The organism is Vibrio sp. 99-8-1, assembly GCF_013114595.1.
Lineage (GTDB): Bacteria > Pseudomonadota > Gammaproteobacteria > Enterobacterales > Vibrionaceae > Vibrio.
In genome coordinates this window covers 1-26,155 of sequence record NZ_VTXE01000024.1, presented here as the reverse complement: position 1 = coordinate 26,155, position 26,155 = coordinate 1, and the positions used below count along the sequence as shown (strand labels likewise).

General features: G+C 42.4%; 20 protein-coding genes and 1 pseudogene. 11 read left to right on the top strand and 10 right to left on the bottom strand.

Features of this window, described 5'->3' with window-relative positions:
- Positions 1-123 precede the first annotated feature (123 nt).
- The 4 genes from F0227_RS14110 to F0227_RS14095 all read left to right on the top strand — a co-directional run bounded on the left by F0227_RS14110 (position 124) and on the right by F0227_RS14095 (position 5,306).
- Positions 124-1,662, top strand: coding sequence for a PAS domain-containing methyl-accepting chemotaxis protein (locus F0227_RS14110; RefSeq protein ID WP_171753863.1), 1,539 nt, complete (start codon positions 124-126; stop codon positions 1,660-1,662).
- 250 nt (positions 1,663-1,912) lie between these two features.
- On the top strand, positions 1,913-3,442 hold the full coding sequence (locus F0227_RS14105) for a YjjI family glycine radical enzyme (protein ID WP_171753862.1): 1,530 nt from the start codon (positions 1,913-1,915) through the stop codon (positions 3,440-3,442).
- Positions 3,414-4,280: a YjjW family glycine radical enzyme activase gene (locus F0227_RS14100; protein WP_171753861.1), complete on the top strand. Its 867-nt coding sequence runs from the start codon at positions 3,414-3,416 to the stop codon at positions 4,278-4,280. The genes F0227_RS14105 and F0227_RS14100 overlap by 29 nt, the downstream gene beginning before the upstream one ends.
- A gap of 123 nt (positions 4,281-4,403) precedes the next feature.
- Positions 4,404-5,306, top strand: a complete 903-nt coding sequence (locus tag F0227_RS14095) for a LysR family transcriptional regulator (RefSeq protein WP_171753860.1) — start codon at positions 4,404-4,406, stop codon at positions 5,304-5,306.
- Positions 5,307-5,522: 216 nt separating this feature from the next.
- On the opposite strand, the gene F0227_RS14090 is transcribed toward F0227_RS14095, so the two are convergent.
- From F0227_RS14090 to F0227_RS14075, 4 genes are all read right to left on the bottom strand, one after another.
- Entirely contained in the window at positions 5,523-7,109 is a 1,587-nt protein-coding gene (locus F0227_RS14090) for an L-lactate permease (protein ID WP_171753859.1), read from the bottom strand.
- Between the two features lie 655 nt (positions 7,110-7,764).
- A complete protein-coding gene (locus tag F0227_RS14085) occupies positions 7,765-10,587 on the bottom strand; it encodes an FAD-binding and (Fe-S)-binding domain-containing protein (RefSeq protein WP_171753858.1) in 2,823 nt (940 codons plus the stop codon).
- A gap of 153 nt (positions 10,588-10,740) precedes the next feature.
- Complete coding sequence (locus tag F0227_RS14080; protein WP_171753857.1) at positions 10,741-11,253, bottom strand: DNA mismatch repair protein; 513 nt, start codon at positions 11,251-11,253, stop codon at positions 10,741-10,743.
- Between the two features lie 252 nt (positions 11,254-11,505).
- The gene (locus F0227_RS14075) at positions 11,506-11,892 is read right to left on the bottom strand and encodes a DUF805 domain-containing protein (protein WP_171753856.1); all 387 of its coding nucleotides are present in this window, start codon (positions 11,890-11,892) and stop codon (positions 11,506-11,508) included.
- Between the two features lie 283 nt (positions 11,893-12,175).
- On the opposite strand from F0227_RS14075, the gene F0227_RS14070 reads away from it, so the two are divergent.
- Positions 12,176-13,879, top strand: a complete 1,704-nt coding sequence (locus F0227_RS14070) for a phospho-sugar mutase (protein ID WP_171753913.1) — start codon at positions 12,176-12,178, stop codon at positions 13,877-13,879.
- Between the two features lie 568 nt (positions 13,880-14,447).
- Positions 14,448-15,896, top strand: coding sequence for a YfcC family protein (locus tag F0227_RS14065; RefSeq protein ID WP_171753855.1), 1,449 nt, complete (start codon positions 14,448-14,450; stop codon positions 15,894-15,896).
- Between the two features lie 634 nt (positions 15,897-16,530).
- On the opposite strand, the gene F0227_RS14060 is transcribed toward F0227_RS14065, so the two are convergent.
- On the bottom strand, positions 16,531-17,397 hold the full coding sequence (locus tag F0227_RS14060; protein WP_171753854.1) for a DNA alkylation repair protein: 867 nt from the start codon (positions 17,395-17,397) through the stop codon (positions 16,531-16,533).
- Positions 17,394-17,774, bottom strand: a complete 381-nt coding sequence (locus F0227_RS14055) for a hypothetical protein (protein WP_171753853.1) — start codon at positions 17,772-17,774, stop codon at positions 17,394-17,396. Before F0227_RS14055 ends, F0227_RS14060 begins: the two co-directional genes overlap by 4 nt.
- A gap of 75 nt (positions 17,775-17,849) precedes the next feature.
- Between F0227_RS14055 and F0227_RS14050 the strand changes: the two genes are divergently transcribed.
- Both F0227_RS14050 and F0227_RS14045 read left to right on the top strand, forming a co-directional pair.
- Positions 17,850-18,578: a WYL domain-containing protein gene (locus F0227_RS14050; protein WP_171753852.1), complete on the top strand. Its 729-nt coding sequence runs from the start codon at positions 17,850-17,852 to the stop codon at positions 18,576-18,578.
- A gap of 253 nt (positions 18,579-18,831) precedes the next feature.
- A complete protein-coding gene (locus F0227_RS14045; RefSeq protein ID WP_171753851.1) occupies positions 18,832-19,404 on the top strand; it encodes a DUF2913 family protein in 573 nt (190 codons plus the stop codon).
- A gap of 131 nt (positions 19,405-19,535) precedes the next feature.
- On the opposite strand, the gene F0227_RS14040 is transcribed toward F0227_RS14045, so the two are convergent.
- Positions 19,536-19,805, bottom strand: a complete 270-nt coding sequence (locus F0227_RS14040; protein ID WP_171753850.1) for a hypothetical protein — start codon at positions 19,803-19,805, stop codon at positions 19,536-19,538.
- A 131-nt stretch (positions 19,806-19,936) separates the two neighbouring features.
- Here F0227_RS14040 and F0227_RS14035 point away from each other — a divergent pair, with 131 nt between their 5' ends.
- A complete protein-coding gene (locus tag F0227_RS14035) occupies positions 19,937-20,761 on the top strand; it encodes a LysR family transcriptional regulator (RefSeq protein WP_171753849.1) in 825 nt (274 codons plus the stop codon).
- A 169-nt stretch (positions 20,762-20,930) separates the two neighbouring features.
- Here F0227_RS14035 and F0227_RS14030 read toward each other — a convergent pair whose 3' ends face one another.
- The 3 genes from F0227_RS14030 to F0227_RS14020 form a co-directional block, all read right to left on the bottom strand.
- Positions 20,931-21,491 (bottom strand): AAA family ATPase, encoded by a 561-nt coding sequence (locus F0227_RS14030; protein ID WP_171753912.1) that lies wholly within the window; start codon positions 21,489-21,491, stop codon positions 20,931-20,933.
- Between the two features lie 150 nt (positions 21,492-21,641).
- A complete protein-coding gene (locus F0227_RS14025) occupies positions 21,642-21,848 on the bottom strand; it encodes a hypothetical protein (RefSeq protein ID WP_171753848.1) in 207 nt (68 codons plus the stop codon).
- A gap of 266 nt (positions 21,849-22,114) precedes the next feature.
- Positions 22,115-22,282: a hypothetical protein gene (locus F0227_RS14020; protein ID WP_171753847.1), complete on the bottom strand. Its 168-nt coding sequence runs from the start codon at positions 22,280-22,282 to the stop codon at positions 22,115-22,117.
- 693 nt (positions 22,283-22,975) lie between these two features.
- Here F0227_RS14020 and F0227_RS14015 point away from each other — a divergent pair.
- Both F0227_RS14015 and F0227_RS14010 read left to right on the top strand, forming a co-directional pair.
- The gene (locus F0227_RS14015) at positions 22,976-25,906 is read left to right on the top strand and encodes a DUF2235 domain-containing protein (RefSeq protein ID WP_171753846.1); all 2,931 of its coding nucleotides are present in this window, start codon (positions 22,976-22,978) and stop codon (positions 25,904-25,906) included.
- Positions 25,899-26,155 (top strand): annotated as a pseudogene (locus F0227_RS14010) (hypothetical protein); the annotation flags it as partial. The gene F0227_RS14015 and the pseudogene F0227_RS14010, both read left to right, overlap by 8 nt.

Below are 26,155 nucleotides of genomic sequence, written 5' to 3'. Positions count from 1 at the left end.
AATATCAATTAATTTTAACAAATACTTTACACGCACCCCTTTCTGCACCTACAGTTACCTATGCAACTGATGACTATACATCAGATAACTTATTAAAATTTATATAAACGTCAGGACGGAAACATGTCTAAAAGAAATCGAGCTATTATCGATCAGGAAGTAACATTCGCCGAAAATGAAGAACTCGTCTCCACCACAGATAAAAGAGGCGTTATAACCTATGCCAATGAAGAGTTCTGCCGAATTTCAGGCTACAGCTTGCAAGAACTAGTAGGAAAAAACCACAACCTAATTCGTCACCCTGATATGCCTAAAGCAGCCTTTAAAGATTTATGGGAACACATAGGCGAAGGTCAAGCGTGGCGGGGCGCAGTAAAAAACCGATGCAAAGATGGTCGGTATTATTGGGTAGATGCTTTTGTCACCCCCATCTATGAGAACGCTCAACTGATCGGTTTTCAATCCGTGCGTCGTGTTCTTGCTCCTGAGATCAGACGCCGTGCTGAGAAGCTATACGCTGTGGCCGATAAAGGAAAACGCCTCACCGCCAAAATCCGCTTTACCACAAAACAACGAATCCTTCTGTTACTGCTATTAACTATTGGCTCAGTCAGTGCAGGAATATACCTTTCACCTTTTTATACTCTGCTTATTCCGTTTGCCACTTTTGCTGTTATGTATCACGAGCTCTTTGTTCGTCAAAAATTTTATGACGACCTTAAATATACCTATGACAGTATTTCAAGACTGGTTTTTTGTAACGATAAGAGTAACTACGCTGAGTACCATATAAAAATGCAGCAGGGACGAGTGCAAACTATTCTTGGACGAACAATGGATAGCAGTAACGTTTTACTCAATTCCGTTCACTCTCTTGAAGATGCTTCGGCTCACGCCCATGAAAATGTCGAGAAAGAGTCCCTTGAACTGGAGAAAGTCGTCTCAGCAATGGAAGAGATGGTGACAACCATTAACGAAGTCGCTCGCAACAGCTCGGCGACTCTTGAACAAGTCCATCAGGCCAACGAAACCTGTAGCCACGCTACGTCTTATATGGACAAAACCCAGCAAGAAGTCACTAATTTGGCAAAAGAAGTGGAATCTTCTTTCGTTTCTACCGAAGATCTTTCAGCAAAAATAACCAGCATTTCAAGTTTGATGGCAGAGATTCAGAGTATTGCCGAGCAGACTAATCTATTGGCGTTGAATGCCGCAATTGAGTCCGCCAGAGCAGGAGAACAAGGACGAGGGTTTGCGGTTGTGGCCGATGAAGTACGGGCACTGAGCCAACGAACTCACCGTACCACTCAAAATATTCAAGCCTCAATGGATAGTGTCATGTCATCTATCTCAACCCTTACTTCGACCATGAAAAATGGACAAGATGTCGCGAAAGTGTGCTTAGACAACACCACCAGCACACAACAAACCATCAATGAGCTAAACGGTGTCATGCAATCAATAGAGGATGCCGCGGCGCAGATCTCCACCGCAGCAGAAGAGCAGACCGCCGTTGCTCAAGATGTAAACCAAAACATAGTAGAGATACGCAACGCGTCTCAAAGTAACCTTAAGGATGTCGACGAAGTGGCGTCATTAGCGCACAACATTGAAAACAAGGCACAGCAATTAGCATCACTTGGACTTTCATTTAAACAGTAGACTCATTTACAGAGCAAAAAATGAAGACCCAGTTACTCTAGAAATTAACTGGGTCTTTTGCAAGACGATAACCCCTTTCACAACCCCTCGTAGAGAGCGAATGAGATGGCGAGATTGGTGCAACATTCACCAATGTCAGTGCCAAACCTCAAATTTCTGCCACCGAAACCGATTAAGTGGCCTATTTTTCTTTTTCCTTATCCAATACCGTACTAAAGTAGTGGCTAGAATCATCAGCGAGTCTTCAACTATGAGCTTAGAACAAACATTTCGTAACATTGCCACCGACCCTCACCTATCTCCAAAACAGAAGAGTAACTACTTATCGTTGGAGGCAGATGCGGCTATCCCTTATCCATCAATTTCAGATGAGCTAAAACAAGCAATGGAGCAAGGGGTAATCTGTGACATTTTTGAAGGGCACGCACCATTCAAACCAAGATATGTTCTGCCGGATTACGCTAAGTTTCTTAAACAAGGGTCTAAATACCTTGAACTAGAACCTGCGACTAACCTAGATGAAGCCATCAATGCGCTAACCATTTTGTATCATCATGTACCATCAGTAACCAACATCCCTGTCTATATTGGCCAGTTAGATGAAGTACTGCTTCCTTATGTAAAAGATGTTGATGAAGAAACTCTATATCAGAAGCTTAAACTGTTTTGGATCATGCTTGATAGAACGCTTCCAGATGCCTTTATGCATGCCAATATTGGTCCGACAGACAATATCGTATGCCGCACAATTTTAAAGGTGGACGCAGAGTTAAAACAGATCGCTCCAAATCTGACTTTTATGCACGACCCGCAACAAACGCCAGATGACTTATTGCAACTAGCCGCGAACTGCATTTGTGAGTGCAGCAAGCCACATATTGCCAACTATCCAATTCATGCTCAAACCTATGACGATACAGGTTTTGCTATTGTTAGTTGCTACAACTCTTTACCACTCGCTGGCGGCGCCAACACCTTAGTACGACTCAACTTGAAGGAAGTGGCAAACCGCACCGACAATACGCAGCACTTCATGAGTGAAACCTTGCCTCATTACTGCCAATTAATGTTCGAACTTATTGAGGCTAGAACATCATTTTTACACGGTGAGTCTCACTTCTTTAACAGCTTCTTAGTAGAAGAAGAACTGATCTATGAAGATCGCTTCGCGCCGATGTTTGGTATTTACGGCATGGCGGAAACTGTCAATATTTTGCAGCAGAAATCAAATAAAGAAGGTCGATACGGCGTAGATTCTGAAGCGAACCAGTTAGGTCACTCAATCTCAGCCAAACTGGATTCAATAGTTAAAAATACCCCGGTAAGTTACGGCTGGCATGGCCGAGCTCTATTGCACGCCCAAGGCGGAATTAGCTTAGATAAAGAGGTGACTCCCGGTGTCCGTATTCCATACGGAGATGAACCCGATCCAGTTAGCCATATTCAGGCGCTAGCGGCTCATCACCAGTATTACTCATCCGGTATTAGTGACATTCTTACTATAGATGAAACGGTAAAAGACAACCCACAGGCGATGTTCCAACTTGCCAAAGGCGCTCTTTCAATCGGCTTCAGAGAGTTCACCGCTAACGTGGCATCCAACGACCTAGTTCGCGTGACTGGGTATATGATCAAACTGTCAGATATCGCCAAATTCTCACAGCAAGGTTCAAGAACCAATACCACTGGACTCGGAGCCGAAGCGGCTGAAAACACCAATATCCTTAATCGCAAACCGCGTGTCGTAAGTCATGAGCAAGATCCAAGCTACAGTCAGTAAAATTCTGACTTTCTCTTGCGTTGATGGGCCTGGAAACAGGCTCGTTATCTTTCTGCAAGGCTGCAATTTCAATTGCTTAAACTGTCACAATCCACACACGATTAATCTCTGCGATCATTGCGCCGAGTGTGTGGCAGTTTGCCCAGAAAAGGCGCTGTCGATGCATGGACAGCAAGTACACTGGCAGGCCTCACTGTGTACCGAATGCGACGCGTGTATCGAAGTATGTCCTCGCAACTCAACACCAAAAACCAAGCAGTACTCTGTTGATGAGATGATGGCGCTTATCCGTACACACAGCCCATTTTTATCTGGTATCACCGTCACTGGCGGCGAAGCCACCCTTCAGCTTCCCTTCATTGTGGCGCTGTTTACTGCACTCAAGCAAGACGTCTCAACCCAACATTTAACTTGCATGGTGGACAGCAATGGTTCTCTTAGCCGTCATGGCTGGCAAAAACTGCTTCCAGTAATCGACGGCGCAATGATTGATCTTAAAGCGTGGCAAAAAGAGACACATTTACGACTGACCAATCGCGAAAATAGCAAAGTGATTCAAACCATTCAGTTATTAGAACAGAACCACAAACTGTACGAAGTAAGATTACTGCTTATCCCAAACCAAACCGATCTGCAGACCGAAGTCGATGCCCTAGCTCAGTTTCTTACAAAACGAGGAGCTGATGTAAGAATAAAAATTAACGCTTTTCAACAACACGGCGTAACAGGAGAAGCTGAGCAGTGGCCGTCATGCAGTGAAGAAAGCGTTAAACAGTTCGCTGCGCAGCTTGAACAACGCGGCGTCAATAACCTTATTCTTCCAAACGTCTATTTGTAAGCTGTACTTGCCAACACAACTTGAACTCTCCGAGGTTATCCTGCACTCCGCCTTCATTTCCTTCTCATTTAAGCTAAACTTATTGCAACCAATTAAAATATTGTTTCTTAAAATAAACCAATTATGCGAAATACTGACGACTTTATTATTTTTTACCAGTTAATTGAGCAAGGCTCATTTAGCAAAGCCGCCGAACAAGTCGGGCTAACTAAGTCCGTGGTGAGCAAGCGAATTACAAGGCTTGAACAAGATCTAGGCGTTCAGCTTCTCTACCGAACTACCCGCAAGCTTACACTTACTGAAGCAGGTGAAATCTTCCATCGTCACGCTCGTGAAATATACTTATCGGTCATCAATGCCGAAGATGAACTTAACGGTCTTGGTGAGCGTTTATCTGGCAATATAAAAATCACGGTTCCAACCATCTCTGGTGAACTTATTTTGCCTCAAGCTATTGCGGAATTTAGCGAGATGTATCCGGATATCAATATCCAAATGGACTTGGATAATCGATTTGTCGATATCCTTGCCGAAGGGTACGATCTCGCCATCAGAACCGGTGTCCTGCCAGACTCTAGCTTCATTGCCCGGCGACTTGTGGATGTAAATTGGATTATCTGTGGTGCTCCAAGCTATTTTGAAAAAAACACCATTCCAACCCATTATCAGCAACTGATCGACCACAACTGTCTTGGCTACTCTTTCCAAGAGACCGGGGCATTTGATTGGTTAATTAAAGGGGAAGATGCACCATTTACTATCAATGTGTCAGGCAATTTTTGCACCAATAATGCCTCAGCGCTAAAAAGTGCGGCTTTATTGGGACAAGGGTTGGTCTACGTACCGAAAGTTCTAGTTTACAATGAGTTACAGTCAAAACAGCTAATTGAAGTTTTGCCAGAACAAGTTGGTAAACAGCTAGGTATTTATGCCGTATACCCCTATACCAAGCACTTACCGGTTAAAACCAAGCTTTTCATTGAGCATGTTTATCACTGCTATAACCGTCAAACGAATATGTTCTAACCTAAGTCACGAACAAAACAATGCTATTGATTCTATAGATAAGCTTGAGAGGGATGCCACACCTTGAGGGCACAGGCGTATAAAACGATTAAACATTTATGGAGTGAGTTGAGGTTAACCATAAACAAAGCCCGAACACAAAGTGAATCGGGCTTTAAAGTAGCAGTGTTCTGGAGATAGTAATACTGCTTTATTAATTTTTTATAGCGCTCTACATTACAAGAAGGTACTCACTACCGCGGCGACAATACCGTACACCACCATTGGTACAACTGTTTTCTTGATAATATACCCTTCTTGGTTAGCGATACCTAGAATGGTTGATACAGCGATAATGTTGTTGATACACACCATATTACCCATTGCTCCGCCTACCGACTGTAAGCCTAAGATCGTTGTTTGTGACAACCCGGTGTTAATCGCAATAGTTTGCTGAATCGCGCCGAAGGTTAAGTTAGATACCGTTGCCGAACCTGAGAAAAATGCACCTAGCGCTCCAAGATAAGCCGCGACATATTGCCAACTGGTTCCCATTAAGTCAGAAAAGGCCGTACCCGTTACCATAATGGGTGAATTGCTATCTCCGGTCATCATCAGTTTAACCATGATCAGTGCACCAACAAGCGCAACAAATGGCATTTTGATTCGACTGCCTGTCTCAGCAAACATCTGCTTTACAACTTTACCTTCTAGTTTAAAGATAGGAATGGAGATAAGTGCAACCAATAGGAATGGAATCAAGGCTGGAACATAAAGAGTTTTGTACGCCCATGAAACGTCTGTGCCTAAGATTTGGCTCAGTTTCAATATTAATGCCTGGCTAACACTAAACTCCCCCAAAGGACCTAATGAAATACTCAGAACTTCCGTGTTATCAACCAGCATTGCTTTAATGCCGAACTGCTTAATACGTGTAACGATTAAGATAAAGATCAGCAACAACGTTGGTGTCATCGCTTTCATCACTTCACCAAAGGTAACGGGTACTCTTTTTTGGTCTTCTGCACTTTCGTGAACTTTAGCAAGACCAAAGCCCGCTTTAGCAATGATAACCGACAGTATCAAGCCTATAGCCCCACCAACCAACGCTGGGAACTCAAAATTCCACTGAGCAATTAAGAAATAAGGTATCGTACAAGATAACGTGCTCAATAATACGAATAGATAGTTACGTTTGATTTCGCCCCAGCCAACCACAAAGCGAAGAGCCATCGGAGGAACAACAAAAGCAGCGACCATATGGATCAGTGCACTCACCTGACCCGCTTCTAATAACGTAGCATTATCCAAACCTAAGTTAGAGAAACCAAACCATGTTGGTGTACCAACGGCGCCAAATGAAACAGGTACCGAGTTCATCACTAATGCGAGCATTGCCACTTTTAAAGGAGGGAAACCAAGTCCGACAAGAATGGGAGCAGCAATTGCAGCAGGAGTACCGAATCCAGAGGCACCTTCAATCATAAAGGCGAATGCCCAGCCAATGATCATCAATTGCGCGACTTGGTTACGGCTAATACCTTCTAACCAACGACGAATAACAGCTTCTGCGCCAGATAAAAAAGTTAATCGGTTTATTAAAATTGCACCCGCTACGATCGATATAGGAGTGATCGCCGATAGCATGCCTGCTACCACATTGGCACTGATCAAGGTAAGGTCAGTTTTAAAATAAAAGTATTGAAGAACGCCTACCATTAAAGCAGTGATTGGTAAGGCAATATGAGATGGAACGCCATTTTTCTTGGTCATCATCCATATAAGAATGACAATAGGTGTTACAGATATAAATAAGGTTAACATTCAGAACTACTCCATAATTCGTTCTATATTTCTTAGGGATATGAAATTAATTTAACTATTAATTTTATTATTCGTCATTTAAATACAACTATATTTGTTGCTCACATATATTTTAATTATCTCAATAATTAATTCCATCCCATATATTAACGAACCATCATGTTAACCAGAGATTTACAATGAGGTAAATTTTTCAACAATTATAACTAAAAATTTTAAACCCATAAAAACAAAGAGTTACAACAGAACCTTTATTTATCCATAAAAAAGACAAGGGCAATATGACACAGTGAGTTTCCAAAACCGCCATAATAAAACTGCCATATTTTCGCCAATCACCCTAATTGACCACTATTTATTGCTATTACGCTCTAACTTGGAAACACGTCATGTTGTTTAATTACAAACATAATTATCAAGAATACGTAGTTTTACCGATATAAAGCCCAATTTTATGTAAAATTAAAACACAATGCACTTTATGTAATTACATTTATAAACTAATACTTATTAGGTATGTTTACATTAACAACTTTAATTAATTGTTATTAATGTAAATAGATTTAACATTCTATAATTAATATTATTCACTATTTTATACACATAAAAAAAGCGACCGTTTAGGTCGCATTTTAATAAAATTAACTCTTTATAGTTAACTGACTTTATCCACTAAATAAAGTATAGAACGATATTCAATACCACTATGTTCAGATAAGCCAATTTCACAAGTTCTGCTATTCGAGTACCCTTCGGAACAGTTATCAGGAACCTGACTGTTTAATGACGACAATGCTGATGCATTTAACTCTGGGGTAGTAAATCCTTTGTCACCAGCAAAACCACAACACAGAATATCTTCTGGGATTATCACCTGCTTAGCACACGCTTGGGTAACCTTTTGCATAATATCAGCCAAGCCACTTCTTCGTGATATACAGGTGATATGCAGCATAACAGGCTGCTCTTGTGGCACTATGGTCAGTTTTGGCAGCACAAACTCCGCAACAAACTTAAACGGTTCATAAATAGCGAGATCGTTTTGTAGCATCTCTTTACTCAAGCTAGCGCAGGGGCTGGTATCCATTAAAATAGGATATTGACCATTGTTCGATGCTTTCCAAAGCGCACTCTGCAAGCTGTCCATTTTACTGTTTGCCGTATCAACAAACCCTTTGCTCTTATATGGCATACCACAACACTGGCTATTCACATCGTCAGGAAGCACAACGTCATACCCCGCTTTCTCAAGCAAAGAGATGGTCACTTCCGCCAATGGGCGATCATCAAGAGCATTCTTTTCAGTCCCCATGTTACGTGACGCACAACTAGGGAAGTAAACCACTTTTTCTTTGCCAACAGATCGAATAACTAACTGTTCTACATCTCTTGCCGCTCTTGGTAAATGAGGCGTCCATAACGGCAACTTCTTCCCTGATAAGTTATGAGCAGCCTTGGTAATGGCTCGCATGTTTTTAGTACCGACGACTGAATGCATACCATTGGCTGCAGACAAACCAAGTTTGGTGACTTTGGTAATTCCGGCAAAATGTTCCGATGTCCAACGAGCAATACTTTTCGCCTTATCGCTATGATCTTCTCTCAACTTACGCATCAAGTCGCCAGTATTAATACCAACAGGACAACGATCGGCACATAAACCTGTTGCCGCACAGGTATCCACACCTTGATACCTAAATGTCTTTTCCATTTCAGCCAGTTTAGCTGGGTCTTCATCTGTGCGACGTAACCGGCTTATCTCTCGAAAGACCGTATTTCTTTGTCGCGGAGTAAGTGACAAGTTTCGTGAAGGACAGACGGGTTCACAAAAACCACACTCAATACATTTATCAATTAATGTGTCTGCCGCAGGCATCTCTTTTAAGTTGTTAATATGAGATTGATGGTCATCATTTAAAATAACACCGGGATTTAAAATGCCCTGACTATCAAAAATTCTTTTGATCTTCTGCATTAACTGGTAGCCATCTTTGCCCCACTCTAACTCAACATAAGGAGCCATGTTACGGCCTGTACCATGTTCGGCTTTTAGAGAGCCTTGGTAATCAACAGCAACCAGCTTAGCTACCGCATCCATAAACTCACTGTAACGCGACACTTCTTTATCGCTGTCAAATGCTTGAGTGAAGACAAAATGCAAATTACCCGCAAGAGCATGACCAAAAATGATCGCTTCATGATAATCATATTGAATAAACAGCTCTTGTAACTCACGTACCGCCGGGGCTAGCTGCTCTAACGGAAAAGCAACGTCTTCGATAATAACGGTTGTACCTGTTTCTCTCACTGCACCCACCGCAGGAAACAGCCCTTTGCGAATCCCCCACAGTTGCGCACACACTTCTGCATCGCGGCTAAACTCGACCATTTGTGTTGGCGAAAACTGATTTATAATATCAACCAAATGTTGAGATTGTTGCTGCAACTCGTCTGCACTTTTAGCATGAATTTCGACCAATATAGCGGCGGACTCTTTATCACCTTGCTCACTCAGTTCGGCAATAAACGCTGGCATACCCGGCTTATCCGCCACGGAGGCTAGCGAACGACTGTCCATAAGCTCAACAGCCGCCACGTCTGTTTTGCTCAATTCACTGACAGCAAGACAGGTGGTTTCTATATCAGCAAAAACAAATAATCCAGACGCTTTATCCGCATGGTCAATAACGGTGTTGTAGGTAATGTCAGCAATAAAACCCAGTGTTCCTTCAGACCCAATCAATAAATGCTGCAAAATCTCAATGGGATCAACATAGTCCACCAGCGAGTTTAAACTGTAACCGGTGGTATTTTTTAAACGATATTTATGGCGAATCTTATCCGCTAACGCTTCATTGCTCTGACACTCTGTCGCGAGGAGAGTTAAGTCTGACACCAAAGTGGCATGTGTTTTCTTAAAGGTTGCGACACTCTGTTTATCAAGCGTATTTAATACCGTTCCGTCGGCTAAAACCACCGTCATTCCAGCGAGGGTTTTATAACTATTCTTGGCTGTACCACAACACATGCCCGATGCATTATTGGCCGCTATACCGCCAATTTTACAGGTGTTAATGGATGCAGGATCTGGCCCTATCATTCGGCCATAAGGAGCAAGATACTTGTTAGCGTCAGCGCCTATTACCCCCGGCTGCAACCAGATCTGCTCACCTTCATTCAACACTTTATAATTGCGCCAGTTGGTCGTTAAGGTAATGAGTACTGAGTCAGAAATGGCTTGCCCTGATAAACTGGTTCCTGCCGCGCGAAAAGTAAGCGGGATGTTTCTCTCTGCACACTGTTTTACTGCAAATACCACTTCATCAAGCGTATCGAGCTGCAAAATAAGTTTAGGGACTAATCGATAAAAACTCGCGTCAGTACCATAGGCAAGAGTAAGTGTAGGGTCGGTAATAATTCGTTGCTCATCAATAGTGCGTTTAAGCGCTTTGATTAAGTCTTGATAGGCTTGTTGCATGGATGCTCCACGTGATATCCGGTCTGATTCCATTATTTTTATAATATTCCCCATATTAAATATGAGGATTTATTAACCATACCGTAACAACAGGCATTGATATATCCTGTTCAATTCACATGTTTGTTGCAAAAACATTACTAATCCGGCTTCTCAACGGGTGAGATCTCTAGCAAGTATCAGCGCCAACCCCAGTATTTGTAGAAATAGGGCAATATTTTTATAGTTAGCACTGACTTCATCCATCTGCTGCATACTTTCCATGATGGCGACATTAGCAACATACAGATTATCAATGTTATTTCGCTGTATTTCCTGAGCTCGATTGATGCTTTGCATGAGCATAGGCAGGTTATTTAGCGAGATTGCCGGAGTATCTTTGCCAACCCACAAAATAAGCTGTTGATGAAGATTCTCTACAACTTCTTCATTAGCAGGCTGCTGCCCAAGCTGAATAATCAGTAGCTCACGTTTACGTTCCAACGTTTCGATTTGGTTCCACGCTAATTGAATCGCCTGCTGATTACTTCCCTTTTCTTCATACAGCGTGGTGCTTTTTTGCGCGTACTTGTCTAGTACCACACTAGAAATCAATATGGCGATAATATTTAGGATTAACCCCACCAGAACGATGAACCAAGCTGGTGGCATTCGAGCCTGTGACATTCGATTGTTCCTTGTCATTAATGCGGATAAGGCTAAATAAACTCCACTCTAATTGAATTTAGCTTGTTGATACAGAATCTACAACTTCCGTGGCAAACCGCGCTCTTTGCTATCTTATTGGTGGGCTTAACATGGGGAATATGTATGTGAGGTAAGGTTGGGTAGGCAACACTGACTTTCATAGCTCACCTCTATTGCTTTAGTTGCCAACGAATGGGCATTGATAAAACAACAGAGGCCGCTACAAGACGATTAGAAACTTTTGGACCCGTATTGCCACTCTTTAGGATCATAACCAAAATCATTTTGCCCTGACGTTCCATTCTTAACGAAGAAATAGAGTAGAACCAGAAAGCCGATAATTGGGATCAACACCAGCAATATCCACCAGCCAGAGCGGTTGGTGTCATGTAAACGACGCACCGATAAGGCAATGTTAGGCAGAATAATCAATAGCGAGTAGATACCGCTAAGAATACCTATACCAGCCTGAAGATCATACCAGCCCAACATGCCATCAATAAAACTTAGGGCTATGCTCACCAACAGGCTAATAAGGACAAAATACCAAAACTCTTTACGACGGGAACGACCGCGAAAAGTCAGACCTTTTTTTAAAGCCATTAAATACCAGTTCATACTCTCTTCTCTTTATCTTTTATACCCGTATGACCTTAAAACAGGTTATTCAGAACAGTAGCAAAACATTTTACTATGCAGGTGTACTGAATTTACTTGGGTACATTTAACGTTCTGATTTAGCTTAAACTATGACCATAACGATTATTTGCTTTTTTGCAAAGCTTTACCTTTAGTTAATCGATACCACTGGAAAAATCTTATTTTACTGGCTCCATTTGCACCCAAATTAATGGTAATGATATTTATTATCATTTAAAGTGTCACTAACAAAGGAGACTTAATTATGAATCAATATACCCAATGGCTAGAAAGAGATCCTGACCCAAAGACACTGCAGCAACTTCAACAGCTTATCTCTGATGATAATCAAGTGGCGTTAGCGGACTGTTTTAATGGCCGCTTGGCATTTGGGACCGCTGGATTACGGGGCATTGTGGGTTGTGGCCCAAATAGAATGAATCGATTAGTCATACAAGAAACCGCAACCGGGCTAGGTAACTATTTAATAGAGCAGATTGAACACGCCAAAACCCGAGGTGTGGTGGTGGGTTATGATGGACGACTCGATTCTCAGCAATTTGCTTATGATACTGCAGCCGCGCTTAACGCGTTAGGTATTAAAGTCTACTTAACATACCAAGTCGCTGCCACACCAGTAGTCGCATACGGTATAAAAACTCTGAATGCTGCCGCTGCGGTTGTTGTTACTGCCAGCCACAACCCTCCTGAGTACAACGGCTTTAAGGTATATTGGCAAAATGGTGCACAAATTATTGCTCCCCATGACTCAGCAATAGCAGAGAAAATCGCTCAAGCAACCACTAAGCCGATTAACTTAATGTCAATGGCCGAGGCTGAAGATCAGCAACTTCTGCACTGGCTAGAAGAAGACTACTATCAGCGTTATCGACAAGAAATCAGTCATAACCCTCTTTTCTCGGCCACTCATTCAAACTCTATTGCTATTGCGTATACCGCCATGCACGGCGTTGGAGCCAATCTAGCAGAAACACTTCTGGCAGATGCTGGATTTACACGCGTCCATTCCGTTGCTGAGCAGCGAGATCCTGATGGAACCTTCCCTACCGTCAATTTTCCCAACCCTGAAGAAGCAGGCGCAATGGACTTAGTGATTGCACTCGCGACTGCAACAGGTTCTGATCTCGCCTGTGCGAACGACCCAGACGCAGACCGATTTGCCGTTGCCGCCAAACATGCCGATGGTAAGTTTCAAATGCTAACAGGTGACCAAGTTGGCGCCTTACTCGCCGATTACCTTCTTAGCCAGTGCGAGCCAAACAAACAGTTACTTGGTAACTCCATAGTTTCCTCTCGTTTGTTAGCACACATCACCCAAGCTAGCGGCGCCACCTATTACCAAACCCTTACAGGTTTTAAATGGTTAGCCAACATCGCGATGGAGATGGAGAATGACAAGCTCAATTTTCTTTTTGCATACGAAGAAGCGCTAGGTTATACCGTGGGCGACACGGTACGAGACAAAGATGGCCTCTCAACCTTAGTGATTTTTGCTCTGTTAACAGAAAAACTTAAGCAACAAAATCGCACCGTATTTGATCAACTTGAGACCATCTATCGCCAACATGGCTTATTCGCTAATAAACAGCGTAGCCTGTCACTTGATGCCAACGCCGATCCTATCGGTGATAAGTTACGAGAAAATCCACCTAAAATCATTGCTGGTAGCCCTGTGGTGCTTGTGGAAGATCTAAAAACGTCCTGTCGTAAATGGGCAAATGGTGAACATGAAACTATTGATTTACCGAGCAGCGATGTCCTAATTTATCATTTAGAAGATCAATCTCGAATCATAGTTCGACCGTCTGGTACAGAACCTAAACTAAAATGCTACTACGAAGTGATATGTGATTTCCCTTCATCAAAGCACTTTGAACAGGTTCAGACCCTTGCAAACAACAAAATGGATATATTGATAGAGCAACATCAAGCCATGCTTTCATGACAAAACAGCTGAGATTGTTATGTTAATCTTTATAAAGCCGTTCCTATAAGATATCTATACTGTAAACACATTTTGATAGATGTGTTTACAGTACACCCCTAACAAAATGAATAATTATTCACAAAGCACCATAAAGCCGTGTATTTTCTTACAATGCTCGCCCCCCTTTTCTATAAAATTTTTCACTATGATTTTTATAACAAATGAATAAGCCCAAATTAATAAAACTGCATTACTTTTGAACAAAACACACATTGGGTCGAGTTTTATTAAACAAATTACATACAAATCAGAGCTTACGTGAATAAAATCACAATTACAGAATGATTATAATAAAACACCACTAATTTTAGCAGTGCTCGTTGATCTTTATAATTACTACATGCTTATATACTAATGACCTTTATGATTAACATTTGTTAACACCCATTTTATATTAGCCATTAACACTCATTACAATAACTAGAAATAATAATTTAGACCAACACATATAGTTAATTAAATACTAGAAAAATTGTAATTTATACAATGGCTATTCATCGACAATCGAATGGACCGAGGTGTAATCATGGAACAAAAACAGTTGATCATTAGTGATGAAAATAAGTCTGTAAACAAATTTTCATTTCCAGATATCTATATTATCTTAGTTTGCTTTATTCTTGCTGTTGCGGTTTTAAGTTGGATAGTACCCGCCGGAGAATATGAACGAGAAACTCTCGCCAATGGACGCCTAGCGGTTGTTCCCGACACCTACCAAAAAATTGAGCAGACTCCTGTCGGAGCCATGGATGTCGTCACTGCTATCCCTCAGGGACTCGAAGGGGCAGCATCTGTGGTGTTTTTAACACTGTTAGTCGGTGGCTCAGTTATTGTTTTACAAAAGATTGGAGTGGTGGGAATGGGCATTAACATGCTGATCGCCCGACTCGGCAACCGCACCGAACTCATGATCCCCATATTTGTGGTTATTTTTGGTGCCATATGCGCTTTTATTGGTACTCCAGAATTAGCCATAGCTTACATCCCGATCATATTACCTTTGATGCTACGGCTCGGTTATGACTCAATGACAGCCGCTGCGGTGGCCATTATTCCTTGCACTTTAGGCTTTGCTTTCGGACTGACAGCTCCAACCAATGTCGGGATAGGACACATGATTACCGGCTTACCCATGTTTTCTGGTGCTTGGTACCGCGCTATTTTTTGGTGCATTGTGATGGCATCATTAATCGTTTTCATTTTACGTTACGCACGTAAGGTAAAAGCAGATCCGAAGTCCAGCTTAATGTACGAAGATGATATTAAACTTCGAAAAGAGCTGTTAGAAGGTGATGGTAAAGAGCAATCAGAAACAGTTGTTGAGTATTCTAAGCGACTGAAGATTGCTGGCGTTACCACGTTGGTCATGTTCATTGCAGTGATCAGCTGTATCATGATTTTTAGCCTTGGATTTAATGCCATTTCTGGATTATTTGTAGTCATGGCAATTACAGCATCGATCGTTGCAGGTGTTCCGGCAAATACAATATGCAGCCATTTTAATGACGCAATGAAAATCATGTTAGTAGGCGCCCTGATATGTGGTGTTGCACGCGGTGTGTCTGTCATGCTGGAAACAGGTCATATTATGGATACATTTGTCTTCCATCTTGCCAGTTTTATTAGTTATTTGCCGGGTTGGGCCGCCTCCGTAGGTGTAATTGCAAGCCAAGCGTTGTTTAACTTCTTAGTGCCATCAGGCTCAGGACAAATGTTAGTCACTCTACCGATTTTAAGCCCAGTTGCAGATCTGGTAGGAATGAATCAGCAAGTCTTGGTATGGTCTTCAAACGTAGCGGATGGATTAACAAACATAATGTTTCCGACTAGTGGCTACTTTATCGCAGCTTTAGTAGCTTGCCGGGTAGATTATATCCGCTGGATTAAATTCTATGTTCCATTCTTTCTTTTCACGGTTGTTGTTGCCTGTTCCGGTGCAATAATTGGTGGAATCATTAACTACGGTCCATTTTAATTGTTTCACACATAGTTACAGCCAATAAGAACAAATAAAAGACTTAATTGAAATTAATTAAGTCTTTTATTACATTGTCGATGAATACATTTATTGCACAGTCATTCATTCACTCATTCAATAACATCGAGCAAGTTGCCTAACATATTACTGCTAATTATATTCCACTGAAAATTAAAAAATACATATCATTAGACAATCTTAAATATTACCTATCTATCATCACCATCTTCAATATATTTAATTACCTCACCTCTTTCATTCATATAGCACAGTAAAAAAGCGGCAATACAAAACCTCTCAGCTTAATGACTAGTTATGCATTTAATGTCTCCATAAAGGTAATCTGCGCAATCATCAACCGCACAACCCTCCATCGCTATTTTGCCGTTCTAAATTGCTGGCGAAGCTCTGTTACTTCACTTTTATCAATGCCAAGTGATTCTAAAAAACGTTGGTGAGCCTCTGGCTCCATACTTTCGAACTGACTATGCCCCCCGATAAGTAATATCTTTCTCGTTGAGCTATAGCGAAGGATAGCTTCCGTTCTAACAGGAGAAAAAGTTGAATAGCACAGCTTTTATTCAAACAACCAATAGCGACATGGGTAAATCAAATTGCCCAAATATTGTTACTAACCTTTAGCTGCAATTCTTAAATCGAGTGCGCGCTGGTTTTTCTTTTTTGCTGGGTGACGTAAAGCGTGTCTAATGACCCATTTGACCTCAGACGATACGCCTTGCTTAAGCCAACCTTCACACAACGAGAACACCAGTTCAGGATGGTCTTTTGCGATATCTCCAAGGTGATTGGCAACACTTCTTCTAACGTAAAGGGATTCATCGTTTTTAAGTGCATTAAGGAAAGGAATTGTTGGTTCAGGATCTTGAACGAAACACTGAAGTCTCTTACCCCAAGGAAGCTTAGGCCGCGTACCTTCAGAGCAGAGTCTTCTTACGTGAGGGCACTCATCATCAAGCCACTTCTCAAGATAGCTAAGCGTACGCTCTGGTTGTTGGATGATAAAGTCTCGGATAGCAAACTCTGCGGTAAATCGCTTCGTCAGTTTGAACATGGCATCCATAGAAACCTCAAATGGATCTTCTCCATCGTTGTGCGACTTATCCAACCCAAACTCTGAGATAAAAAATCCATGGGGCAAATAGAAAAAGCCAGCAAGACCAAACTCTTCGCTGTAAGCTCCTTCTGGGGTAAGCGAGTTCATCAATATGGTAACGGCCTTGGAATAGTTTGTTGGCAAATAAGTTCTCAAAGCCATTGCAACATGCCTCCCTCTCTCCATTAAAGAGAGTGATTGCAAGCCTTGCTGAGCTGTTTTACAAAAGTCATCAACTTTGAACTGACGATAGTCATAGAAAATATTTAGTGCCAAACACTCAATGGCACTCTCATCTATCAGCAGTTTTAGCGGTACGCCTTTTTGAATCGATCGTGGAGCATCAGGAACCATAGGCGCTCTAACCCTCTTAGATTGGCTCATCGCTGATAAGTCTCTAAAGAGACATACGTTTCCATCTCTTCTTCTGGATCAAAATTAGACAAATCCATTACCGAAAAGAAAGCAGAAGCCGCTTCGGAGCACTGCTCTTTTTCAAGGACATCTAGCATCTCCTGTTGACTGCGAAATTGCACAATATCCAAATACGTTCCATCAGGCTTACGCACCAGTTCACGACGCACTATGCCGGGTTGATTGGCGACAAAATCACGTTGAAAGTTCTGAGAGGCGGTAAGCAAATCCTGTTCAGTATATCCTTTGGCTAGTGTGATGGGAGCAAGAATCGTTATTGCAGACATACTATCTGTAGGCAAGGTATCTGTAGACATAGCATTTGTGGACATAGTACTTGTAGACATAGTAATAACCTAATAATCAGTGAATGTAGCAACTAGTCTATTCATAAACATGACAATTTATGTCATATTAAATCAATGACCAATGCAAATAATCGAATTAAACGACTAGAAAAACTGTCTGCTGACCTCAAGCAGGATCGGCTGTGTACCTTAAAGGAACTGGCTTCCCTTCATGGTGTGAGCGAACGAACCATAGCGAGAGACATCCAACTATTGCGAGAGCAAGGAGTCCCTATAGACGCTGATCGCGGCCGAGGTGGAGGGACACAAATCAACCGTAATTGGGGAGTTGGTCGCTTAAATCTCAGCTACATCGAAGCGGTAGAGTTGATGATAAGTATGGCAGTAGCTGAACAGATGGGTTCGCCGTTATTTTTAACTAATTTAGCGGCAATTAAGCGGCAGCTAGAAGCTTCCATGTCACCGGAAAAACGACGAAAAGTCAGCGGGTTAAAATCCAGAATCCTTATCGGAGAGACGGCCTCAACCGACGTTCAAGGAGCCGTTTCAACCACTGATTTAGATGTGCAGCAACAATTACAGCAGAGCTTTCTAGAAAGAACCACATTGTGCATTGAGTACCGCGCTGAAAATGGCGACATTACTCAGCGAGAAATCGAGCCTCACTTCTTATTACTAAATTACCCCGTTTGGTACGTATTAGCTTATGACCGCTTACGAGAAGCGCCTCGTACCTTCCGCTGTGATCGAATTCTAAGCACCTCATTAACAGGCAACCCGTTCAAACTGTTAGATAAGAGTTACTTTGAAGAAATCTTACAGTGGTATGCCTCTGCCAAGTGAGGTGTAATACTTAGAAGCAAACAAAATTAAATGAGTTTAAAACACACCAGCTTAATATAAGATGGCCAATATAAGATGTTGGTACTTAAAATTTCGTTTAAATTCTTGAATTTGTAAGACGAACAACTAGAATTTGCTGACTATCGAAATGGTTCGGTACTGAAAATCGCCGATATGTAGTAGAATTCCACCGACAAATATCTGATTTACCTGTATATTATTTACTTTATAACCCTATGGCCGTAGTCATTGAATGAATCAATCAAAATTACTACTTGATGTAAGTACCCACGCCTTATTGCACCTGCAATTCAAAGCGCTAGAAAAACGGCTAAACGTATCAGAACGGAATCAGCTACTGGTTCAATTCTTAAAACGAATAATAAGATCCAGTCGATATCGCAGTATAAAAAAACAGACGAAGCAGTGGCTCCTCTCGGCGCGTCAGCAAGGGGTGAACGTTGAATCTATGCTCACACAAGAGCAGAGCCAGCTATTTCGACAATGCTCTACTGATCTTCATCATTTTGTTGAGTTAGTGAGCAAAATAGAAAGTAAACTCAGGACTAAAGTTCAGTATTCACTAGCAAAAGAGTTGGATCTCAACTCTAGGTATGGGGATGTTTTAATTTGCATCATCGATAAAGACTTGGCATCAAGGTTTGACGAAGAAGGCTTGATGTTAAACTCAACCCAGATTTTAATCGTTGGGGATAATGAACAGCAAATGGCGTTTTCTAACTTATTAGACAGTAGCGGTTATTTTCAGTCGGTAGTAGCGTATCAGGACGACGGCCACCTACGCGTAGAAATGTTTCGATTGTAGTTAATACTCTTTTGTTGTTTAGCTATGCTCACGTCGGTTTGGGACAAAACGATTTATAAACACTGCATGAAAAGGAAACTATAGGCTCTGAACTCCCAATTGGCACTTTAGGTAAGTTATCCAATCTCAGCTTATTTTTCATTGTTTCTATGCCTGTTTAAAAATTCCTGTTTCATACTGAACAAATTCTTATATCTGATGGATTTTGTTATTTTAATTAGTTGGTCGAATATTATGAATGTATTATCAATAAGCCTATAAAAACATCGAATACCATGACCACTTAGTTCAACCATCAACAAATCTTCTTGAGTGGCTTTTGTTGATTTTTTAGCACTAGGAAAAGGTATAGTAATTGATTTATATTTTTGTCTTCTTATATTCCTGTGTTTTTTAGTCATTAAATTAATCCTTAAATCATAATCTAGCCAAATAAAAAACCAAGTATTTAGGGTGAATTTTATGTATTGACAATAATTATCTTACAAGATAATTTTATTTCATCAATAAAACGAAATTAAAAGGCCATTTCATGAATAAAAAGGAAGTTAACTGGAATGACTTGCAGCTTTTTTTAGTCGTAGCTAGAGAAGGAGGATTAAGTTCTGCCTCGAAAATGACTAAGCAAAGCCCTGCTACACTTGGCCGTAGGATGCATAAGCTAGAAAGAGATTTAGGCAAAGAACTGTTTATTCGGCATGATCGTGGTTATCAATTAACGTCCGAAGGAATGAAACTCTTTGACGAGCTTGCATTAATTGAAGATCAAATATTACAGATGGCATCATTACGTGATGAAGAAGAAAAGCGTTTAGTTAAAATATCTGCAGGAACGTGGACAACTTTATTCTTAATTTTTAATATGGAGAAATTGCTGGGTGATTCTTTGGATATTCGTTTACGTTTTATTTCAACTGAACGAATACTTGATATTACTCATAGAGAGGTTGTTATTGGGTTTAGAAATAAACGTCCAACAAAAGAATCGCTTGTTTGTCGCCGAATGACAAAAGTTGAATTTGCAGCATATTCAACGATAGATGCCCCACAAATATGGATAAAGGTCATCGCAGATACTCCTTCTGCTTTATGGGTGAATAAACATATTAATTCAGAAAGTTTTTACGAGGTAAATGAACCTAGAAATAGTTTAGACCTAGTGCTATCTGGCAAAGGAATAGCTGTACTGCCTACTTTCATTGGAGACACGCAAGAAAGCCTCGTCCGTCAAGGAAATATAATCGAAGAATTGAGTCATGACCAATGGCTAGTTACTCATCAAGAAGATAGATTTCTTCCTGAAGTACGATTATTAATTGATAGATTAGAGGGTGTATTTTCAAAACGGATTATTTGACATTAGCATGTCACCGTATAAAAACTTTAAGAAGGAATTATACAAATGATAGGACTTTTTTTAATAATCTGAGTCACCTTTAGAGTCGGTTTGCTAATAACTATTTGTATGTACGTTATTAGCAATGAGAAACCAATCGTTTCTCCATAATCTTGGTAGGTTATTGAGCTTACTCTCCACTTAAAAGCTGTGAATTAAAGGGCATGCTTTTGAGCTGAGATAGCACCCAATCGGCCCGTTGCTCGATGCTGCCCCAAGGCACATCGACCACTTCGTAACTCAACTCACGATAGGTCTTTACCAGTTGGCGATGGATCTCCATGGATTCAGCAAAAGTGTGTGGCCGCTCTTCATCTTGGACATAAATATCAGCATGTGGTGCACAAACAAACACCGTAGGAAAATATCCCTTGGCCATTGTCTGGTAATGAGCATCAACCGCCACTCCTCCAATCGTTAGATAGGCGCAGATATCACCAATAGCCCTGTCGACAAATGCAGGTATGGTTCCCCGTAGAGCCTGCTCACGCTGGCTACTCATTGAATCAAGGCACATAGCAGCAAACCTAGGTAAATCAGTCCAAGGCAGGATACCATCAGGCATCGCCGCTTGCTCACGGATTAACGTTCGAGACACCTCGGGAAAGGTCATATACCCACGCTGGGCTAGCGCATCAACCAACGAGGTTTTTCCCGCACCAGCGCCACCGGAAATAATAATAGGTTTCATAGTCGTTTTTCTATCTTGTAGGGTTCGGTCATAACCAACCACTATGGTAACACCGATGAGCAAGCTGAAAACAAAAATGAGTAACTCTTAGTAAGGAAAACTCACTTAAACAAGAGCGAAACGATAGGATGCATAACCTTGAACAGTTTTCTACTTATTGGTAGCAGCATCAGAAGCTTCGTCCAGCAACGGTAAAATCTCTCCGTCTGTGTAAACAAATCCTACTTGAGCGTTGTTTTCATTGACGTAACTAAGCTGAATGTAGTTAGGCTCAACTCTCTCAATATTGATTTCATTAGGATTACAAGATACTAGCTCTGAAACTTTATCTAGCGCTTCTTTTACTTGAAACCTCATCGTTGCCTCGTCCAGTACACAAAACCATAATTAGCAGTTTATTCATTATATTGTCCATGTGTAAAGTATTAATAAAACAGGGCAGAAGGCAGAAAATTGTTAGCGTAAAACATAGAGCTATCTTCTAACAAAGTGCGGCTGATGTTATATAACCTCAGCTTGGGATAATTTGGGAATAACGGCAAATCCACCTTTCACATCGTTGATCCAGTTGCCATTCTAAAAAGCACCGAAAATTACCTCTTCGGTGCTTTACCTATTCAAACCTACTCTAGATCTTGCTGCTTATAGTGATTCAATAACGTCAACAAAAACAAGCGGATCTCGTTCTCTATAGCGTTATCTAGGTTACTGTTGGTGCTGGCGTTTAAGATAAAGTCTTCGACTTGCAGGTAAAAATCAGGTTCTGAAAGGAGTTTCGTTGATTGGGTCATGGAGACCTCCGTCGTTGATTTTTTCAGGAGTTCACCATCGAGTGAGATTTCGGGTGGTGAACTGAACAAGGATCTCACTACCGCATCAACGAAACGGCCAACCAAAGGTTGCCTCGCCCAGCCCACCATTATTGTCACGTAGTCTGCTAAATAGACTAATGTACAGGTGTGCCGAAGCCGCACATAAAAACCAGCAAAATGCTGGCATCAATATGCCGTTGATAATATCTGGGGAGTGAGAAGCCCACTGACACTGGATTTTGCCAGTGCGGGGTAAGCATATGTTTTATTTACTTGAAGTGTCAATGTGTTAATAAAAAGTTTGGCGATACTATTTGTCAACAATTCAATAAGAAGCAGCATCTAGACTTCTGAATACCAACGCTTAGTTTTTCTCTGAAGTTTTTAAAAATGTACCTCTTTGTTCTCCTTAGATGGGCTGATCCACGCCTGAATTATCAACACCTCATTGCGATACTCGCTTCGCAATGTAGACATTAACCAGATAGATTTGCCTGTCTATAAACCTTCCTAACACATTTTGAAACAAAATATCTCAACGGTTTTCCGCCTGTTTTCGCCCTATAGTGCGAGGCTCTGCTCAAACTCATCAATCGGTGTTTTTAGCTCCCGTTTACGGCTTTTTGCATTGGGTATTATGTGCGCATTATTCACCCTATGCAGAGACTTTTCATGGCTTACAGTATTGTTTCTATTCATCATTTGTCCACCTACCAGTTTCGTCAGGCCGAAGCCGGTTTTGCGGAGTTGAGTGAAAAGGATTTAGCTCCGCTAATCAAAAAATCCGGGGGTGATTACTCAAGCTTAATTAGCCAGTTACATCAGGGCCATCTGGTTTTACTGACCGACTCCCCCACACTGCCGATGATTATTCCTGAGCCCGAAACCATCGGCACGGCAAATAACTGGATTCTTAACCCTAATGCCATTGAACAGGTAGCCGCCGCCGCAAAAAACGCCTACCAAAACCGCCTCAATATGTGTTACCGATACACCATGCCAAAGCGTCAGCCATCAACACAATCTCTCCATCCCCCTCTGCCGATGCCCCCTTATATTCCTGAGCCTCCCATTCCTGACCGCTCAGAGCAACGGCCTCCTCTTAACTACGAATACAGTTTTGAAATCGCCTGCTCCCAGCGCAGTGTGCGTCATGGTGTCGGTGGCCACTTCATTATTGAAAGGACAGAAGAAGATATCTGCTACGGTCGCTGGAATGAGTACAAAACAGAGCATGGTATCCGCTACACCGAGTACCTTGCCGTTAATGAGCCCAAACGACTCTGTGCCAAGGTGGCTTCTATCAGCTTTGGAATATCGCCTAAGTACAAGGTGAAAGTCAGGCCGAAAGGCGCTCATATTGCTGATGAGGCTTTTATTCCCGTCACGCCCACGGTGCAAGTCGGCGGCCGGCAGGGCTTTCCCTGTCAGGGGTTTTACTACCATATCCATAAGGGGCAATTGGTGCAGGAGTATCGCATCATCGGAGACAAGGACTGGAGCTACTACGCCACCCGCTCTATGCACCACAGGCTGGATGCTGAGCGCGGTTACAATAAAGACCAGACCGCCATTCTGGTCTACTGGCGGCTTAACGGTAAAGTGGTGCAAAACCAATACCTGTTTTACCTTGACCGGCAGATAACCCGTGATGAGCTGGATAACCTCACCCCGCAGTGGATGAAAAAGCACGGGGTTAAGCTGGATGTGGCCGCCATGCTGGAGGCCGTCCGTCAGCCGGAAATTGAGCAGCAGGCCGAGGAGAGGAACACCGACAACACGCCAGCTGAGCCCGTTAACCATCTTGTTGCCATAGACCCGCAAACGGGCGAGCGTGAAAGCTGGAGGCACATCGCGGCGCAATACAATCTCACCCCGTTGGAATTGTTAAAGCTGAACCCTTCTTACGATGCCGACCCTATGTCCCTTGCGGTCGGGCATTCCCTTTGGGTGAAAAAGCCCACACCGCCCCGTAAAGAAACAATCTATGGCTTACCAGCTGTGGCGCCGCAAACCTACCATCAGGCACTCAACTGCCTCTATGACTATCCGGCAAGACACCTGCATAATCACAACCTGCCCGTTAAGTCGCTGACCAGCAAGCCATTTGTGATGCAGGACATTACCATTGTGAACCTGAGACCGGAGCGTACCCTGCGTATCGGGGTGTTTTTTGATGGTACCGGGCAAAACAGCCCCAACGACCAATATAAAGAGCAGTTCGGTAATAAAGCCCGCAGCAATATTGCCCGGCTGTATGAGGGCTATCCGGAAGTTGCCGGAGAATCGGCTGGAATTTATATCTCCGGAGTCGGTACTGTTGATGATATAGAGATAGTGCCCGGAGAGCGTAATCCGGTGATTGATGCCGGTGACGATGAAAAGGGCACCGGACAGGCGTTTGGTATGTTTGATGATACCGGAGCGCTCTGGAAGTGGCAGCAGCTACTATTTAGGCTCAGAGAAATCATATTAGACTTAGTCAGCTCAGGAGATTACGAGCAAATCCGGCATATTGAGTTTGATGTGTTTGGCTTTAGCCGTGGTGCGGCGCTGGCCCGTCACTTTGTTAATGCCGTGCAGCAAGGGCTGCCCGATTACCTTAGCCCAGATAAAAGCTCTAGTAGCAGTACCCTGTTTCCTAACTTAATGGGCAATGAGCGCTACCCAAGGTTTGATGCACGCTCTGATGAGTTTTATCCGCCGGATAAGCACCGCCGTGCTACCGTACGCTTTGTCGGCCTGTTTGATACCGTCGGCTCTTTTTACCGCGCCGGTAACGAAAAGGATGGTGAGTTCTGTCTGAAATTAAAACCGGATGCCGCCGAGCGGGTGTTTCAGATTTGTGCTGCCCATGAGTACCGTATTAACTTCCCGCTCACCAGCCTTGGCAGTGAAGAACAAAAGAGCACTGCTTTTATTGATGGTATTTTTTATCAGGAAGTATTTCCGGGCTGCCATTGCGATATTGGCGGCGGTTACCCGTCTAAAAACCAGTACAGCAGAACCGACCTGCCTGAAAGGCTGAACATTCCCGTTGACTACACCTACAACCGCCACTGTATTAAAACCGACAACTTCCTGACCAAGTACCAGGCAGAGATGGAGTCCCTTACCGAAGCCAATGCCGCCACGGCACTGGCAAAAAGCAAACTGACAGAGGAAAACCAAACGTGGCTTACTCAGTCGCAACAAACTGCCGGTGTTCACGGTGAGGTAAAACTGGTTGATGGCCAGTTACTTTACTACCACTTTCTGCCTGTCAGTAATGCGCTGGCAGGGTTAACACTGGAGCGAATGAAACAACAAAGTGCTTTATGCGGGGTTAAGTGGGATGAAGACCGCTTAAATGAAGTATCGAATTATGACCATGATCTATTTATTAATGAAATGCTTTGGGAAAGTCTCAGAGCCGTTCAACCCGGTGAAATATCTCAAGAGTGCTGGCAGAAACATGAAAGTAAATTACGCCATGAATACATACACCGCCCTCATGATGCGTTAATTAATCCCGGTTACTCTTCAGTAATGGAACGGCTGATTAACGGCGTTCACCGAGATAAAGACAACAACTTAATACGTGAGATGTATAGCAATGATTAAAGCTTATATTATCGGAGCCATTGTACTGCTTGGTCTGACACTGTTTTTTCGCTACCCCACCGGCCCCTATATTGTCGATGTGGGTTTTACTAATGGCTCGACCAGTGGCAGACATATCGTCGATACCATGTTGATTACTACTAAAGCGGGTGGTAAGGCTAATTTTGCTATGGGTTCGGTCAGCGGTTATCCCGGTAAAATGTCTACCGGTGGGCGTATGTCGGCTCCGGCATATATTGAAGGCTACTG